Source organism: Pandoraea sp. LA3, from assembly GCF_022696215.1.
GTDB lineage: Bacteria > Pseudomonadota > Gammaproteobacteria > Burkholderiales > Burkholderiaceae > Pandoraea > Pandoraea capi.
The window spans coordinates 185,861-202,390 of record NZ_PTPY01000031.1; the positions used below are offsets into that span (position 1 = coordinate 185,861).

Here is a 16,530-nt window from a genome sequence, read left to right on the forward strand (position 1 = left end):
CGGCGGGAACGGCAGGCGTCGGCACCGGCGAGACGGCGGCGCCCGAGGGCACGGTCGCGTTCTGCGCCCACACGGCAACCGCCGCGAGTGCGAGGGTGCTGGCGGCCAACACACCGACCGAGCGCTTCATCATCGTTTTTCGGATCATGATGGCGCTCCTCAGGCTTGCACCAGCGGGCCGGCGTTCTTGAGGTACTGCTCGCGAATTGCCTTCGCGGACCAGTACGCCAGCGCCGCCACCACGCCCGTGGGGTTGTAACCCATGTTCTGCGGGAACGCCGAAGCGCCCATCACGAACACGTTCGAGACGTCCCAGCTTTGCAGATACCTGTTGACCACGCTGTTCGACGGATTCGTGCCCATGATGGCGCCGCCCGTCGTATGCGTGCTCTGATAGATCCGCGTGTCGTAATGCGTCCCCTTCTTGCGGATGGCGCGGAACACTTTCTCCGGGTTCATCGCACGGCCGACTTCTTCCATCCGGTCGCCCATGTAACCGAGCATGTTGTACTCGTTGTCATGCCAGTCGAAGGTCATGCGCAGCAACGGCACGCCGTAGGCATCCTTGTAGGTCGGATCGAGATCGAGACACGCGTCGCGATACGACATGACCGAACCGGAGATGCCGATGGTCATGTAGCGCTGATACGCGTCGGCAATGCCCGCCTTCCATTTGCTGCCCCAGGCTGGCGTGCCCGGCACGGTCGGCGTCATCTTGATCGGACGTCCGCCATAGCGAATGTGACGAATGCTCGCGCCCCCCACGAAGCCCAGCGGCCCGTGATCGAACTGGTCGCCGTTCAGATCGTCCATCGACACGCCGCCGGCGCCGGTGCCGACGAACGGATTGAGTTGCGTGCCCTTGGGCAGCAGCACGTTCACGGCACCGTTCATCTGATACGCGTAGTTCTTGCCGACAACGCCCTCGCCCGTCTTCGGATCGTACGGCTTGCCGATGCCGGAGAGCAGCAGCAGACGCACGTTGTGCATCTGGTAAGCCGCCATGATGACGAGATCGGCGGGTTGCTCGACTTCGCGACCCTGCGCGTCGATGTACGTCACGCCAGTGGCCTTCTTGCCGTCGTTGTCGAGATTGACCTTGACGACGTACGAATGCGTGCGCAATTCGAAATTCGGCTTCTTGAGCAGCACCGGCAGGATGGTGGTCTGCGGCGACGCCTTCGAATACATGTAGCAACCGTAGTTCTCGCAGAAGCCGCAGAAGTTGCACGGCCCGAGGCGCACGCCATACGGATTGGTGTACGGCTCGGACGTGTTTGCCGCCGGCGCCGGATACGGATTGAAGCCGACCTCGCGGGCCGCCTTCTCGAAGAGTTGTGCGCCGTAGGTGTTCTGCAACGGCGGCGTCGGAAACTCGCTGGAGCGGGCCCCTTCGCGCGGGTTGCCGCCCGGCACGATCTTGCCGTTAAGGTTGCCCGCTTTACCCGACGTGCCGAACACTTTCTCCGCGAAGTCGAAGTGCGGTTCCAGTTCTTCGTAGCTCACGCCGAAGTCCTGAATCGTCATGCCTTCGGGGATGAATTTCTTGCCGTAGCGCTCTTCGTAATGACTACGCAGCTTCAGCTCTTCGGGCAGGATCCGGTAATGCATGCCGTTCCAGTGAAAGCCCGCGCCGCCCACACCGTTGCCGAGCAGGAACGAGCCGTTCTGACGATACGGCACGGCGAGGTCATCCGGCGTATGACGAATCGTCACCGTCTCGCGCGCCAGCTCCTGAAAGAGCTTGCCGCGCACCGAGTATTCCAGTTCGTCGATGACCTTGGGGTACTGCGCATCGGTGGGAGTGTCGCGCATGGCGCCGCGCTCGAGCGCCACGACATTCAGTCCTGCGTCCGTCAGTTCCTGGCCGAGAATCGCCCCGGTCCAGCCGAAACCCACGATGACGGCGTCGACCTTATCTTTCTTGATTGCCATGACTTAGCCCCGCTTTCCGGAAATCGACACGGGCCCGTAGGGATATTTGACATTGGGCTGATCCACCCAGTCCATGAAGTCGGCACGCGCGCCGGGGAAGCCGACGAGTTTCCAGCCGACCATGTCCTTGTTGCCGCCATGAATCGGATCGGAGAGGAAGCCTTCCTTCGTGTTGGCCAGCAGGTAGGAGAAGAAGGTGCGCGCAGGCACGCTGTCGAACTCGATCTTCGCGTGCTCCAGGTCGCCGAGCACGGCTTCCTGCGTGGCGTGATCGAGATCGGCAAACGCCTTGTTGTACTGCTTCTTGCAGTGGGCGTCGCACGCTGCAATGCCATGACGATAGATGTCGCGCGGCACGAGACTCAGTTGATAGCCCATCTCGGGCGGCTGATCGGTGTGGAACGGACCCTGCATGTACCAGAGCTTGCCGTGGCCGAACGGCGTTTCCATCTGACGATCGATGAACTGCGGCACGTCGGCTTGCAGTGCGCCGGGGCCAAGGTCATCGGCGGGAATCAGACGGTCGACGGCAGCGTTCACGAAACGCCATTCGTCGGCCGTGAAGTATTTGGGTTCGTACGATTTGCCGGAGGCGGCGGCGGGGGCAGCAGTTTCGCTGCTACAGGCGGACTGGGTAAGCGTCGCACCGGTGGCGAGAGTCGTGGCAGGCACGATCGCCAGCACCTGGCGCAGAAAGCGCCGGCGCGGTTCCTTGTCCTGTGACATGGAGTTCTCCGTTTTGTGGGGGACGAATCACGCATGACAGTCAAGCGACAGCACACCATGCGTGAAAAAAACCAGACTGGCTATTCACCTCGCATAGCGGTATTAACAACGCGGCCATTCTACTGACAAGTTACCTACATGGCAAAGAAACGGCAGTCGACGCGCCAATCGCGCAACTTATTGATTAAAAAGGCTTGCAGATAATTAAAATATTTACTATTACGCGTGCGCGCAGGGTTTCGCGTGACAAAATCGAGCGCGCATCGCGCAGGTTTCGCCGACGACGCAACGCGTCGGCGTCCTGCGCAAGCGAAGTGCGGGGTGTACCAAAAACAAAAAGCCGCCATGAGACTAGTGGCGGCATGTTTCGACTGACGAACCGGTCGAAGCATCGGATGACCGAGGTAGATACGTTGCGCCAGGTTGCGTCAGATGGCGTCAGGTTGCATCAGGCGGCGGGGTCAGGGGCAACGGCGGCGGCGTCTCCGAAGGCGATGCAACCCGCCGGTGCGTCTTCGGTCGTGCCCCGGTTCTCAACGCCATCGCTTCGGGTGTCTCGACCACTTGCGCACGTGCGTTCGTTGCCGACGTCGCCACCGGCAACGGCACCGATCGCCCACGTGACACCGCCGCCGGTACCGACCCTCGCGACTCTCGCGGCCCGCGTGACGGTTCCGTCTGCGCCAGACGCTCCGCCGAGGGGGAGCCTTCGAGGATCGCGCTCAGGCGTCCCGCTCTGCCCGCCTGCGTACCGATGAACTGATCCGCGAACTGGCCTCTGCGTGATGTCGGCGCCCGTCCATGCGATGCGCACTGCGCCGACGACACGGCTGTCGCTGCCGCCGCTTGCGCACCGAGCGCCCCCGCCTCCTTCGGCATCGTGCGCATCGGCACCGCATCGATCTCGTCTACGCCGGACAACTGCGGCGCCCCATCGATCGCATCGAGACGACTGTCGTCGTGCACCGCGTGGGATGGCGTGACCGGCGCGCCGAGCAGGCGACCGCCGTCCGTTTCGCGGAGGTCGTCCTGCAAACCGCGAGCCACGTGCTTCCAGTTGTCGATCTCCAGCGCCCGCATGCCGAGCCAAGACATGGTGCATTCCGGCGATGCCGTCTTCGCGCTGTGCAGCACCGTCGAATATTCGTAAAGGCCGAAGCCACGGTCGCGGATGTCGGACAACGTCACCGGCTGGCCTGCGGGATAGCCGAGCAACAACGCCAGTCGCGCGGCATCGTTGCGTGCACGGATGTGGTTCTTCTGGAATCGGGATTTCGACGTCGCCGGCTTGAGGATCAGTCTGCTGCCAAGCACCTTGAGCCGAAGGGGTACGTCAGCCCCGCCGTTCGACATTTCGCGCTGGGCCTCGCGCGCCATGTCGTTGAGCGCAATCAGCACATTGCGCTCGGCCTTGAGTTCGTTGAACGTTCGATCGTGCTGCGTCGTCGAGAGCACGAGCATCGTGTCGCGCATCTTCTTCATGTCGTGAAGACTGTGCTGCGCCATCGATTTCGCGGGCCCCTTGGGCACCCGGTCGACGATCGCTGTCATACGGTCGATCTCGTCGTTCACATGCGCAATCTCGAGCAGTTGCACGATCACCGGCTCCGGGTCGAAGGTGCGTATGAACGGCCGGGGCTCGGGCGGCACACCGTAGCGCACCTGCCGCATGGCTTCGGTGCGTCCGTCTTCGAACGAGACGTCGCGCTCGATCCCGCGCTGAAACATGCTGTGCCAGCGCTCGACACGCTCACTCACGGCATTGGGAACCAGCGGCCGTCCGATCAGATCGTCGGCGATGAGTCGCTCGGCGTCGCGACACGCCTGCCAGTGCCCGAACGACAGACCGTCGGCATCCTGCAGGGTGCGCCGGCGCTCCGGGTACGATTGCCACGGCTTGCCGGAAGCTTCCGTCGTTGTCGTCACCGGCACGGCGCCCAACCGCTCGAAGTCCGATCCGAAGCTCGAACCGCACTCGCAGGGCAGCAACTTGCCGCCGGTGAGGACTGGCGCCGACGCCGCGCCCGATATTGACCCGAACAGTGTTCCCATCATTCATCTCCTATGAGCAAGGCCGGATGGCCTTCGGGCACGGAGACTAGTCAGGATTGCGGTGGGCGGATTTCGATTGTGGGGGATGCCTTCGTTTTGTGGCACCGACTCAGGTAGTGCGGCTACGCGGGTGACGGCACCGCTGGATGCGATGCCGGATGCGATGCCGGATGCGATGCTCGAACTGATGCCTGTGCGACACGTGGCGCGATGCGCCGTCGCAGCCCGCCCTCAGAAGCTCGTCAGAAGCGGGCGAGCAACTGACCGAGCAGGGCGGCGCCCTCTTTGCCCTTGGCCGAATCGGCCCACAGGCGGTCGATCATGGCGCGATACATGCCCACGCCGTCGGGCGAGGTGGTGATGGTCGCGATGCCGGTTCGCAGATTCGGCAACTCGCCCAGACGGAACGGCGAGACAGCCACATACGCCTCGCCTTGCGCTTCGAAGATCTGAAACGTCTCGTTGGGCATGTTGTCGCTGACGATCCCGATCTGCACGCCGGAAGTGTCCGCTTCGAGAAACTCGACGATGCGCGCCACTTCGCGTCGCGCGGCCATCTTCCGCTCGAGCTGCACACCCGGCGGCAGGCCCAGCCGACCGACCAGTCCGTGATGCAGGAACTGCTCGATCTGCCGCAGTCCGATCAGGCTCGTGACCGCCAGACGCTGACGCGAAAAGCTCGACTTGCGATCCTGCAAGATGCCGAGCACGCGATTGATCGTGTTTTCCCAATGCCGGTCGGCGAGCGTCGGCGGAATACTTTCCGCCAGCATGTGACGCAGCCAGACGTCGTAATCGTCGGACGTCAGCAGGAACGAGATGGGATCGAAGTGCGCAACGATGCGCTCGGAACGACTCTCCAACTGGCGCATGCGCTCGAAGTAGCTCACTGCCGAGTCGTGATACTCCACTTCCACGCCGAGCAGGTTGGCCAGCGACACCCCCAGCAGCGCCGCCAGACGCTCCAGCGTGTCGATCTTGACGATCTCGCCGCGCTCCAGCTTATAGATGGCGGCGCGCGAGATATCGAGTTGCTCCGCGACATCCTCACTGCGTAACTCCGCGGCCAGACGATAGGCGCGCAGGCGCTCGCCAATGGCTCGGAAATTGAAACGCGCGCCTCGCGGCGCCCGGGATGTCGTTGCAGCTCGAGTCAAATCGCCCCCTGTCGAAAACCTCTTGGATACCGCGTCTCTGCGCAAGCCGACGATCGTCGCTGAACGTCGCAGGGCGTCGTGGACAGCCTCGGTCCACGTTGCAGTGCCGGGATTATACCGGTCGCGCGCCCCGTCTGAACGGCGTCGCGTCGCGCGTCAACACTCGCCGAAATTCCCCTCCCTCACCGTGCGATGCGCACCACACTTCGGGCGGTCGAATATTTTTCCGGTTGTCTAATTTTTTAGATATCCGCACGATTCCAGACACGGCTCCCCCGCCGCATGAGAATGCCGCCACTCGCAAACGGCCTCATGGCGCCGAGGGGGATGACCCAACGCGCAGGCGGTGATAGGCTGCGCGCCGTCCAGAAATTTATACAAACAAAGAGGGAATGATGAAAACCTGGCACAAGGTGGCTGGCGCCGCCGCATTGGGAGCGGCCGCACTCACGGGTACCGCGCATGCGCAATCGAGCGTGAACTTCTACGGTTTGGCAGACGCTTACGTCGGTTCGGTGAAGAACCCCGGCGGCAATGCCGCTGCGGTCCAGCAAGGCGGCGGCATGACCACATCGTACTGGGGCCTGTCGGGCACGGAAGATCTCGGTGGCGGCAACAGCGCCCTGTTCGTGCTGGAGAGCTACTTCCAGCCGAACAACGGCACCTACGGCCGCTTCGCAGGCGACAGCTTCTTCTCGCGCAACGCCTACGTCGGCCTGTCGAACACCACCTTGGGCACCTTCCGTCTGGGGCGCATCACCACGCCGATGTACCTCGCGACGATTCAGTTCAACCCGTTCAACAACTCGTACACCTTCTCGCCCATGATCTTCCACACCTACAAGGGTCTGGGGACGCAAGGCGTGGTGGGCGATTCGGCCTGGAACAACGCGGCGGCGTACACCACGCCGACCTACGCCGGTCTCGCGGGCACGTTGCTCTACGCCACGGGCAATAGCGCGCAGGACCACAGCGCGAAGAAGTGGGCCGCGGCCCTCACGTATGCCAACGGTCCGTTTGCGGCGGCCATCAACTACCAGTACGTGAACTTCAGCGCGACGCCCGGCGACTTCGGCGCGCAGCTCCCCGGCGTGACCGGTCTGACGAACCAGAACACGGTGCAACTGGGTCTCTCGTACGATCTGACGTTCGTGAAGCTCTTCGCGCAGTACATGCTCGTGGCCAGTCAGGCGGCCAGCGGCAACTTCCACGCGAACACGGGGCAGCTCGGCGCCTCCGTGCCGGTCGGCCTCGGCAGCGTGCTCGCCTCGGTGGCCTACACCGGCTCGAACGGCTCGGGTGACAACCAACGCCGCACGACCTGGGCCCTCGGCTACGACTATCCGCTGTCCAAGCGTACGGACGTCTACGTCGCATACAAGTACGACCACATGAGCGATATGTCGACCGGCCAGACGTACGGCGCGGGCATGCGCGTGCGTTTCTGAACGCGCCCGACATCCGCTCATTACCCGGCATCGCGGCGGGTGTGCTTTGCCAGACACCTCCGCGCCTGCCCGCGACGGGCATCCGTCTTTACGCCGCATCTCATGGCCGTCGCGGCCTTCCGACATCAGGGTTAGCCCCGATTATTTTCACCTTGCCCACGCTTTCGGGTTCAGTTAGTCTAAATATTTAGACAGATGGAGCACACGATGGATCTGCAACTCGCATGCGCCTGGTTACAGCGCGATACCGTTGGTCTGTCCGACATCGAGGATTTTGCCGCGCGCTGTCTGAATGCCTCGCGCACCGCCACACGTGAATCCGCAGCCTTGCTGTTGCTCGCCCAGGCGGCCCAGACCTTTGCCGAGCGTCAGTCGGGGATGGCCATCAGCGGCGACACCTTCCACGCCTTTCTTGCACGCACGAAAACGTACGCGACGATGTTGCGCGACGCCGCCGCCGAATCCGACGCCAGCTTTCTCGCCACACTCAATCACTTCGCCGCGCAGTCGACGACCGAAGTCTACGCGTGACGTCACGCGTTTTTTTCACTTGATCGTCTAAAAATATAGACAATTTGACGTTTGCCGTCGTGCGAATTCCATCGCAGGCAGACGTCTCCCACGGGAACCGATCATGGAAGCCAACCTGAACACGTCGAGCGCGCGCCCCGCAGGCGCCTCGCTCAAAGGCGCGGACGACACCGTCACGCCATATGCATGGAAAGCGCTCGCGGGCTCGGCCATCGGCTATGCGATGGATGGCTTCGATCTGCTGATTCTCGGCTTCATGCTGCCGGCCATCACGATCGGTCTGCACCTCACGGCAGGTCAGGCCGGTGCGCTGGTGACGTGGACGCTGATTGGCGCTGTGGTCGGCGGCATTCTGTTCGGTGCGCTCTCCGATCGCTATGGCCGCGTGCGCATGCTGACATGGACGATTCTGCTGTTCGCCGTCTTCACGGGACTGTGCGCGCTGGCGCAGGGCTTCTGGGACCTGCTGGTCTATCGCACGATTGCGGGCATCGGTCTCGGTGGCGAATTCGGCATCGGCATGGCGCTCGCAGCAGAGGCGTGGCCGGCGTCCAAGCGCGCCCGCGTCTCGTCGTACGTCGCCCTCGGCTGGCAGACCGGCGTGCTCGCCGCTGCCCTGCTCACGCCGCTACTGCTCTCGTACATCGGCTGGCGCGGCATGTTCGTCGTCGGCGTGCTGCCCGCGCTCGTCGCCTGGGTGCTGCGTAACAAGCTGCACGAACCGGAAGTGTTCGTGCGCCGCACCGGCAAGACACCGTCGCACGGCAGCGCCAACGCCTTCCGTCTGCTGGTGAAAGACGCCCGCACCACCCGTGTGAGTCTGGGCATCGTCATTCTGTGTTCGGTGCAGAACTTCGGCTACTACGGGATCATGATCTGGCTGCCGACGTTCCTTTCGCAGAAGCTCGGCTTCTCGCTCACGAAGTCCGGGCTTTGGACCGCCGTGACCGTGCTCGGCATGATGTTCGGCGTCTGGGCCTTCGGTCAGTTGGCCGACCGCATCGGCCGACGTCCCACGTTCCTGCTGTATCAGGCAGGTGCAGTTGTCATGGTGATTCTCTACTCGCAACTGACCGACCCGACCGTGATGCTTTTCGCAGGCGCCTTCATGGGGATGTTCGTGAACGGCATGGTCGGCGGCTACGGCACGCTCATGTCCGAGGCGTATCCCACCGCCGCCCGTGCGACCGCGCAGAACGTGCTGTGGAACATCGGACGCGCCATCGGCGGGCTCGGACCGCTCGTCGTGGGCGCCCTCGCCGCGCGCTACTCGTTCCAGATCGCCATCGCACTGCTCGCCAGCCTGTATGTGCTCGACATGATCGCCACGCGCTTCCTGATCCCCGAGCTCAAGGGCGCGGAACTCGAATAACCACCAGGGCCGCGACCGGAACGACGACGGCAGGCACAACGCCTTCGCCACGTCCACGCCGTTGCGCGCCTTCCCCCACTATTCGGAGACTCCATGTCAGTCGTTTCTCTGACGTCCCCCCATGCCACCCGCACGATGACGCCGGTGCACTCGGACACGTGTCACCGGCAGGACAGCCATGACACGTGCCGCACCGATGCGAGGACATGCGGCGCAGTCGATACGCCCAGCGTCGCCACGCATCGCTGCCGGGTGCTCAGTCACCACGCGGTGAACGCGCGCTATCGCTACCTGCGTTTGCAGGCCGACGCCGACGTCGCGCTCACCACGCGCCCCGGACAGTTCTATCAGTTGAAGTGCCCGGTGACGGACAACGAAGCGCCGTTCCTGCTGCGCCCGATGAGCGTCTACGGTGTCGGTCCCGAGCCGGACACCATCGAGTTTCTCTACAACGTGACTGGCGTCGGCACCCGTGCGCTCGCCACGCTTGCCGAAGGTGCCACGCTCGATATCGTCGGCCCGCTCGGCAATACCTTTACGCTGAATACCGACTGGAAGCGCGTGATGTTCGTCGCACGCGGTGTGGGTCTCGCGACGATGGCACCGCTGGTGCAACGCGCCGCAGCCGCCGGATTGCAGTTGACGGTCGTGATGTCCGCGCGCAGCGAGGCGGATCTGATGCGCGATGAATTCCTGCGCTCGCCCGAAGCCCGCTCCCTGGCTGATGTGCACTGCGTGTTCGACAGCGATGGCTCGTCGTCCGTCGACGCCCTGGCGCCGCGCGTGCGCGCGCTGCTCGCCGCTACGCCGCACGACGCCGTCTACACCTGCGGCTCGCATCGTCTGCTGATGCTGCTCCAGCGTGTGATCGAAGCGCATCCCGGCATGACCGCCGAAGTCGCGATGGAGCAACGCATGGCGTGCGGCATGGGCGTATGCCTGTCGTGCGTGCGCCTGTTCGATTGCGACGGCGACAAGCAATTCCTGCGCGTGTGCCGTGAAGGCCCGGTTTTCCCGATTCGTGATGTCGTTGGTGAGGTGGACTTTGGCTGATCTTTCCGTTCGCATCGGTTCGCTGACGCTGCGCAATCCCGTGATGCCCGCGTCGGGCTGCTTCGCCGTCGAATACGCCGAAGCGCTCGATCTGAACCGGCTCGGTGCGCTCGTCATCAAGAGCGTGTCCCCCAACTCGCGCGCCGGCAATCCGACGCCACGCGTGGCCGAAACGGCCAGCGGCATGCTCAACTCCATCGGCATTCCGAGCAAGGGGCTCGACGCCTATCGCCGCGACGTGCTGCCCGCCTACACCCGCTTCGACACGCCAGTCGTCGTGTCCGTCTCGGCCGACACGGCGGAATCGTTCGCCGAAGCCTGCGAGACACTCTCGCTGCCGGAAGTCGCCGCGATCGAGGCGAACATCTCCTGCCCCAATCTCGAAGCGGACGGCATGGCCTTCGCAATGCAGGCAGAAAGCACGTACAAGGCGGTCAGCGCGATCCGGCGTCGCACGTCGCACCCCTTGTGGGTGAAGCTCACGCCCAACGCCGGGCAGATCGCGCTGATCGCGCGTGCGGCGGAAGACGCCGGCGCCGACGCCATCGTCATGGGCAATACGGTGCTCGGCATGGCGATCGACGTACGCACGCGCAAGCCGAAACTCGGCAATGTGATGGGCGGCCTCTCGGGTCCCGCGATCAAACCGCTGGCCGTGCGACTCGTGCATCAATGTCATCGCGCGGTGCGCATTCCGATCATCGGCTGCGGCGGTATCGAGACGGCGGACGATGCGATCGAATTCATGCTTGCAGGCGCAAGCGCGGTACAGGTCGGCACGGCGTCGTTCCGTGACCCCGCCGTCATGGGACATATCGTCGACGGCCTCGCCGCGTACTGCGACACCCACGGCGTAGAGAAGCTCGCGTCGCTCACCGGCGGTGTCGCCCTCGACGCCCAGTTGACTGACCGCTGGCTGCGCTTCGCACAACAGTCGGGCTGAGACGTTACGCGATTATCCGAACGTCATGGCAAAGCACTACCTGCAACCCTCGCACGGCATCACGCGAAAAGAAGCACACTCATGGAACTGAACGCGGATCTGAACGCCGCCCCGAATGCGGAACCGGCGCTGGAACCGGACGCACTGGCCGCGCTGGCCGGGCAACTCTTTAGTGACCTGCGTCGCCTCGGCAGCGATGGCGTCGGTATCACCCGCGACAGCTACGGTGATGGCGAAAACGCGGCGGCGGCCTATCTCACGGAATGGGCGGGACACCACGGCCTTGCCGTCACCCGCGACCGCGCCGCCAACCTGATCTTCACGCTGCCAGAAGATACCGGCGACGCCCCTGCCACATGGATCGGCTCGCATCTCGACTCCGTCCCGCAAGGCGGCAACTACGACGGCCTGGCGGGCATCGTCGCCGGTCTGCTGTGCCTCGTCGAACAGCAGCGTAGCGGACGTCATACCGCCACGCCGGTGCGCGTGCTGGCGCTGCGCGGCGAAGAAAGCGCATGGTTCGGTCGCGCGTACATGGGGTCGAGCGCGCTGTTCGGCAAGCTCACGGATGCCGATCTGGCCATGCCGCATCGCACGCACGGCCGCTCGCTCGGCGACTGCATGGCGCAGGCCGGCGCCGACGTCGACGCGATTCGCGCAGGCGAGACGCTCTTCGATGCGTCGCGCGCCAGAACATGGCTCGAGCTTCACATCGAGCAGGGACCGGTGATGATCGCGCGCAAGATGCCCGTGGCGATCGTGCCCGGCATTCGCGGCAACGTGCGTCACAATCGCGTGTCGTGTGTCGGCGAAGCCGGACACTCGGGTGCGGTGCCGCGCTGGCTGCGTCACGACGCCATGTTCGCGGTGGCCGATCTCATCACGCGTCTGGACGAACACTGGCGTGCGCTGCTCGAGCGTGGCATCGACATGGTCGTGACGACCGGCATCGTCGGCACCGATCCCGCCGAGCACGCCATTTCGCGCATTCCCGGCAAGGTCGATTTCAGCCTCGAAGTCCGCAGCCAGAGCCCCGACACGCTCGACGTCTTCTACGAACTGATGCGCACCGAGTGTCGCGCCATCGAGCGTGATCGCGGCGTGAAATTCGTCTTCGACCGGCGGTTGTCGTCAGCGCCCGCGATCATGGACAAGCATGTGTCGTCCGTACTCGAAGACGTGTGCCGTTCGTTCGATCTGCCGCAGGAACGCGTGCCGAGCGGCGCGGGACACGACGCCGCGATCTTCGCCAACGCAGGGATTCCGAGCGGCATGGTGTTCGTGCGTAATGCAAACGGCTCGCACAACCCCGCAGAGCACATGGACCTCGACGACTTCATGCGCGGCGTGCAGGTCATGGAGGCCGCGACACACCGACTTTGATCGCTGACGATCCATCTCCCGGCATCGAACGCAAAACGCACAAACGCAAAACGGGCCGCACTTATGCGGCCCGCTTCACATCGACTTCACATCGACTTCGCGTCGACTTCGCTTTGACTTGCGTGCGCGCGGTGTACAGGCCGTCTGACCTTCGCGCGCAGTGACTTACGGCGCCAGCGCGATGACTTCCGCCACGGCGGCCGTGAGCTTCTTCGCATACGGCACATGCAGGAACTCGTTCGGCCCGTGCGCGTTCGACTTCGGGCCGAGCACGCCGCACACCATGAACTGCGCCGACGGGAAACCCGCTTGCAGGGTGTTCATCAGCGGAATGGTGCCGCCCTGCCCGATGTAGGCCACATCCGCCCCGTAGTGACGTTGCGACGCGGTGTTTAGCGCGGAAGTCAACCACGGCGCGACGTCCGGCGCATTCCAGCCCGAAGCTGCGCCGGCATCGGACTTGAACGTCACCTTGGCGTTGTACGGCGGATCGACTTCGAGCAACGCCTTGAGCTCCTGCACGGCCTGCGCGGCATCGATGAGCGGCGGCAAACGCAGCGACAGCTTGAACGCCGTGCGCGGACGCAGCACGTTGCCCGCGTCGGCCAGCGCCGGCAGCCCGGCCGCGCCCGTCACCGACAGCGACGGACGCCACGTTGAATTGAGCAGCGCTTCCTGCGGGTCGGTCGTCGTCGGCAAGACCGACAGGCCGTCCTGACCGCAAGCCCACGGCATCTTCTTCCAGACGTCGTCGCCGAGAATGTGCGCCGTAGCTTCGGCCTCCTTCAGACGTTGCAGCGGAATCGGGCTATGAAAGCCTTTCGGCAGTACGGTGCCGCTGCCCGCGTCTTCCAGACGCTCGAACAACTGGCGCATGATGCGGAAGCTCGACGGCGCAATGCCGCCGTAACCGCCCGAATGGATGCCTTCGTCGAGCACCTGCACTTCGAGGCTGCCGGAGATCAGGCCGCGCAGCGAAGTCGTCAGCCACAACTGGTCGTAATTGCCCGCGCCCGAGTCGAGGCACACGACAAGGCTCACCCGGCCAAGACGCTCGCGCAAGGCGTCGACGTACGGCAGCAAGTCGTAGCTGCCCGACTCCTCGCATGTCTCGATAAGTCCCACGCAGCGCGGACGCTCCACGCCCTGCGCGTCGAGTGCGGCCAGAGCCGTCACGCTTGAATAGATCGCGTAGCCGTCGTCGGCACCGCCGCGACCGTAGAGCTTGCCGTCTTCGAACTTGGGCGTCCACGGCCCGAGGTCCTTGCGCCAGCCGTCGAACTCCGGCTGCTTGTCCAGATGGCCATAGAGCACGATCGTCTCGGTGCTGCCCGAGCGCGTGGCCGGCGCTTCGAAGAAGATCACCGGCGTGCGGCCCTCCAGACGAATCACTTCGAGCTTCAGCCCCTTCACGGGTTGGCGCTCGGCCCACTGTGCGGCGTCGCGCACCACACGATCGATATATCCGTTGCGCGCCCAGTCGGCGTCGAAGCCCGGGCTTTTGGCGGGCACGGCAATGTAGTCGGTCAGTGCGTGCAGGATTTCGTCGTTCCATTTGCGTTCGACGAATTCACGCAATGCCGCCGTGTCGAGCGACGGCTGAGTCGGAGTGACGGTATCGGTCATGGGAATGTCCTGGGGGATAGGCTTCGGGGGATGTCTGGATGGCGTCGACAGGTCGCGCGCCAATATGTCGTCATGATAGCCATTCCGACCGCCTGTGGCGACCGGACGGCAAGACGCCGGGAGCGTGTCGCCGTATCAAGGCACGAGCCGCTGCACAGCCGTACAGCGCTCGACGTCGGTCGAAGAACGAGGGGATAGGGTTTGTCAGTTACCGGTGCCGGGCGGCCCGAAGCGGAACACGATCTCGCCCGCTGCCCCGCTGGCCTTGACGCACATTGCCGACTGCGTGCCCTTGCCGGACACGTCTACCGAATGTTCGGCGTCCGCCGCGTTGCAGCGCCAGTAAAACGTCACCGGCCGCTCGCACCGGTTCGTCACTTCGTACCGGTAGTCGGTGACATTCGCGGGAAGCGCACGTATCGCACCGCATGGCTGACCGCCATTATCGAGCGGTTCGGTCGGCATCGACGCTGTCTGCGCGTACACGGACCCGCTCGCCGCAACGGCGACGAGTACCAGCAAGCCAGCCATCCCCGAGTGATGCTTCGCGTTCGCGCGCATCAGATCCAGCGCCATGCAATGGCGATGGCGCCGATGGCAACGCCGATCGAGATGACCACGCCAAACCATGCCAACTGTGCACGCCGCGCCCGGCGGCGGCTGGATTCCGAAGTATCGTAGAAACGACCCAATCCGCCCGAGTACAGCTTTTCCCAGCGAATTTCCATGGCGCACCTCACAAATCAATCAAACCGGCCCGCACTGCTTGTTCTTTTCTTCTTTATCGAAACTTTTGAGGCGCAAGACAATTCGGATAAATCCGGGCAAGTCAGGTAACCCTCAACACCCGAAATCTTCCTGAAATTCCGACGCCACGCTTTCGCCTCAAGATCGCACTATTCTTCTGGAATTGCAATAGCGTGAACTCGTAGAATGCGACGCAGAAACCACGAGAGACCACGTCATCGACGATGGATATCGACGCGTAAAGTGTGCTTTATCGTAAAGCACCGCCTGTCTTTAACGTGGAATTTTGAACGACTCAGGGAATTTTGCCCGAACAGTATTTAGGGCAGAAGAATAGGTCTGTAACAAAACGTTTCAAATACGGGATGGACGCCCGTTCTAATCGCCCGATTGAAAGCGAAAATCGAGGCGTGCCGCGACGCTTGCAAAGCGCGTGCCGCAGGGGCGACCGAAGGGAATGACTCAGAAGCGAATCATGGGAATCGTTAAAGGCAACGTAGCGCGGCAATCCGCCGGAGGCGGTGCCGCGCACGAAAAGGAAGGAGGTGTGACTTTAGCGTCCCAGGAAGGCCGCACCTACTGACAACAGGACGAAACCGCCGACGCTACACGCGATCGCGATTGCCAACAGGCGTTGAAAGAGTTGCTCGCGCTCACTCGCGCTGCGACGGGAACGGGGCGCATCGTGATGAATCGTTCCCCAACCACTCGAATACACTTTTTTCCAACGGATGTGCATAGAAAACCTCGCGTTGTTTAGTGTTCGTAGCCTTGCCGGTCATCGATTCACATGATCGGAATCGACGAGACGCAGGGCTAGTATGCGCTTTGTCTGCGCACGGTAAACCCCCTATCCGTGCTGCGTCGCCGCAAGCAAAACACGCGATTCGTATGGTTTTCGAGACGTGAAGATGGCACGGCAAAAACCGTCACCGTGACGCGATTCGCAATTTTTGTCGGAGGGTGTCAATGCGACAGAATGTCGCAGGTGCGACAAGTTGTCGCGCAACCCGCATGAACCGTGGAATTGGCAGAATTCGGACGGGCATTACACGAGGCGTGTCGCAGGCCACTCATGCCCGATAACGCGGGCGGTCAAAACAGGCGTGAGGGAATCGGCGCGGCACGGAAAGGGTTTCGTGCAGCGCAACATCGATTCTTTAAATAAGCGACAGATTCGGGGTAAATCCCGGGGCACGAGGTGTGCCCCACCCCATGTCGCCCACGTCAGTCAGGATTCGAACGGATTCCTGACCGGCTTGGCGGTCGTCCCGGCTGGCGTTTGCACCCTTTCAGGCAGATCCGCGCTCGCCAACGTTGCCACGATGGCATCGACAACTGCCTTGAGCGCCTGCGCCTGGCGCAGCCCTTCGGCGTCGCGGCGCAGCTCGATATTGCCGAAGATGGCGACGTGATCGGTGTGGTTTTCGACGTTCAGTTCACCGAGCGTTAGGGCATCGGCGTCGTTGGCGAACGGTGCGAAACCGGCCGCAGCCGAAGCGGAAGCAGAAGACGAGGTCGACATGAAAAACTCCTGAATCGGGGGGAAATCAGTCG

Annotated in this window: 14 protein-coding genes; 6 read left to right on the forward strand and 8 right to left on the reverse strand. The window is 63.4% G+C overall.

Annotation, left to right across the window (positions count from 1 at the left end; all coding sequences use genetic code 11):
• Window positions 1-159: 159 nt before the first annotated feature.
• The 4 genes from C5N93_RS12955 to C5N93_RS12970 all read right to left on the reverse strand — a co-directional run bounded on the left by C5N93_RS12955 (window position 160) and on the right by C5N93_RS12970 (window position 5,870).
• Window positions 160-1,935: a GMC family oxidoreductase gene (locus tag C5N93_RS12955; protein WP_242559567.1), complete on the reverse strand. Its 1,776-nt coding sequence runs from the start codon at window positions 1,933-1,935 to the stop codon at window positions 160-162.
• Between the two features lie 3 nt (window positions 1,936-1,938).
• Window positions 1,939-2,661, reverse strand: coding sequence for a gluconate 2-dehydrogenase subunit 3 family protein (locus C5N93_RS12960; RefSeq protein ID WP_069341781.1), 723 nt, complete (start codon window positions 2,659-2,661; stop codon window positions 1,939-1,941).
• Between the two features lie 438 nt (window positions 2,662-3,099).
• Window positions 3,100-4,716 carry a hypothetical protein gene (locus C5N93_RS12965; protein ID WP_242559568.1) on the reverse strand — a complete coding sequence of 539 codons (1,617 nt, stop codon included), beginning with the start codon at window positions 4,714-4,716 and terminating at the stop codon, window positions 3,100-3,102.
• A 239-nt stretch (window positions 4,717-4,955) separates the two neighbouring features.
• Complete coding sequence (locus tag C5N93_RS12970) at window positions 4,956-5,870, reverse strand: helix-turn-helix transcriptional regulator (RefSeq protein WP_069341895.1); 915 nt, start codon at window positions 5,868-5,870, stop codon at window positions 4,956-4,958.
• Window positions 5,871-6,262: 392 nt separating this feature from the next.
• Here C5N93_RS12970 and C5N93_RS12975 point away from each other — a divergent pair, with 392 nt between their 5' ends.
• The 6 genes from C5N93_RS12975 (at window position 6,263) to C5N93_RS13000 (ending at window position 12,600) form a co-directional block, all read left to right on the forward strand.
• Complete coding sequence (locus tag C5N93_RS12975) at window positions 6,263-7,318, forward strand: porin (RefSeq protein ID WP_242559569.1); 1,056 nt, start codon at window positions 6,263-6,265, stop codon at window positions 7,316-7,318.
• A gap of 207 nt (window positions 7,319-7,525) precedes the next feature.
• Window positions 7,526-7,849, forward strand: a complete 324-nt coding sequence (locus C5N93_RS12980; RefSeq protein WP_150721869.1) for a hypothetical protein — start codon at window positions 7,526-7,528, stop codon at window positions 7,847-7,849.
• Between the two features lie 103 nt (window positions 7,850-7,952).
• The gene (locus tag C5N93_RS12985) at window positions 7,953-9,221 is read left to right on the forward strand and encodes an MFS transporter (protein ID WP_277990295.1); all 1,269 of its coding nucleotides are present in this window, start codon (window positions 7,953-7,955) and stop codon (window positions 9,219-9,221) included.
• A 93-nt stretch (window positions 9,222-9,314) separates the two neighbouring features.
• On the forward strand, window positions 9,315-10,274 hold the full coding sequence (locus C5N93_RS12990; protein WP_242559570.1) for a dihydroorotate dehydrogenase electron transfer subunit: 960 nt from the start codon (window positions 9,315-9,317) through the stop codon (window positions 10,272-10,274).
• Window positions 10,267-11,217: a dihydroorotate dehydrogenase gene (locus C5N93_RS12995; RefSeq protein WP_242559571.1), complete on the forward strand. Its 951-nt coding sequence runs from the start codon at window positions 10,267-10,269 to the stop codon at window positions 11,215-11,217. Before C5N93_RS12990 ends, C5N93_RS12995 begins: the two co-directional genes overlap by 8 nt.
• An 81-nt stretch (window positions 11,218-11,298) precedes the next feature.
• The gene (locus tag C5N93_RS13000) at window positions 11,299-12,600 is read left to right on the forward strand and encodes a hydantoinase/carbamoylase family amidase (RefSeq protein ID WP_242559572.1); all 1,302 of its coding nucleotides are present in this window, start codon (window positions 11,299-11,301) and stop codon (window positions 12,598-12,600) included.
• A gap of 165 nt (window positions 12,601-12,765) precedes the next feature.
• Here the strand turns inward: C5N93_RS13000 and C5N93_RS13005 are convergent, their stop codons facing one another.
• The 4 genes from C5N93_RS13005 to C5N93_RS13020 form a co-directional block, all read right to left on the reverse strand.
• Entirely contained in the window at window positions 12,766-14,226 is a 1,461-nt protein-coding gene (locus C5N93_RS13005) for a M20 family metallopeptidase (protein WP_150721864.1), read from the reverse strand.
• Window positions 14,227-14,430: 204 nt separating this feature from the next.
• Complete coding sequence (locus C5N93_RS13010) at window positions 14,431-14,802, reverse strand: hypothetical protein (protein ID WP_242559573.1); 372 nt, start codon at window positions 14,800-14,802, stop codon at window positions 14,431-14,433.
• Window positions 14,787-14,954 carry a hypothetical protein gene (locus tag C5N93_RS13015; protein ID WP_157112269.1) on the reverse strand — a complete coding sequence of 56 codons (168 nt, stop codon included), beginning with the start codon at window positions 14,952-14,954 and terminating at the stop codon, window positions 14,787-14,789. The genes C5N93_RS13010 and C5N93_RS13015 overlap by 16 nt, the downstream gene beginning before the upstream one ends.
• 1,250 nt (window positions 14,955-16,204) lie before the next feature.
• Entirely contained in the window at window positions 16,205-16,498 is a 294-nt protein-coding gene (locus tag C5N93_RS13020; RefSeq protein WP_242559574.1) for a hypothetical protein, read from the reverse strand.
• Window positions 16,499-16,530: the final 32 nt, after the last annotated feature.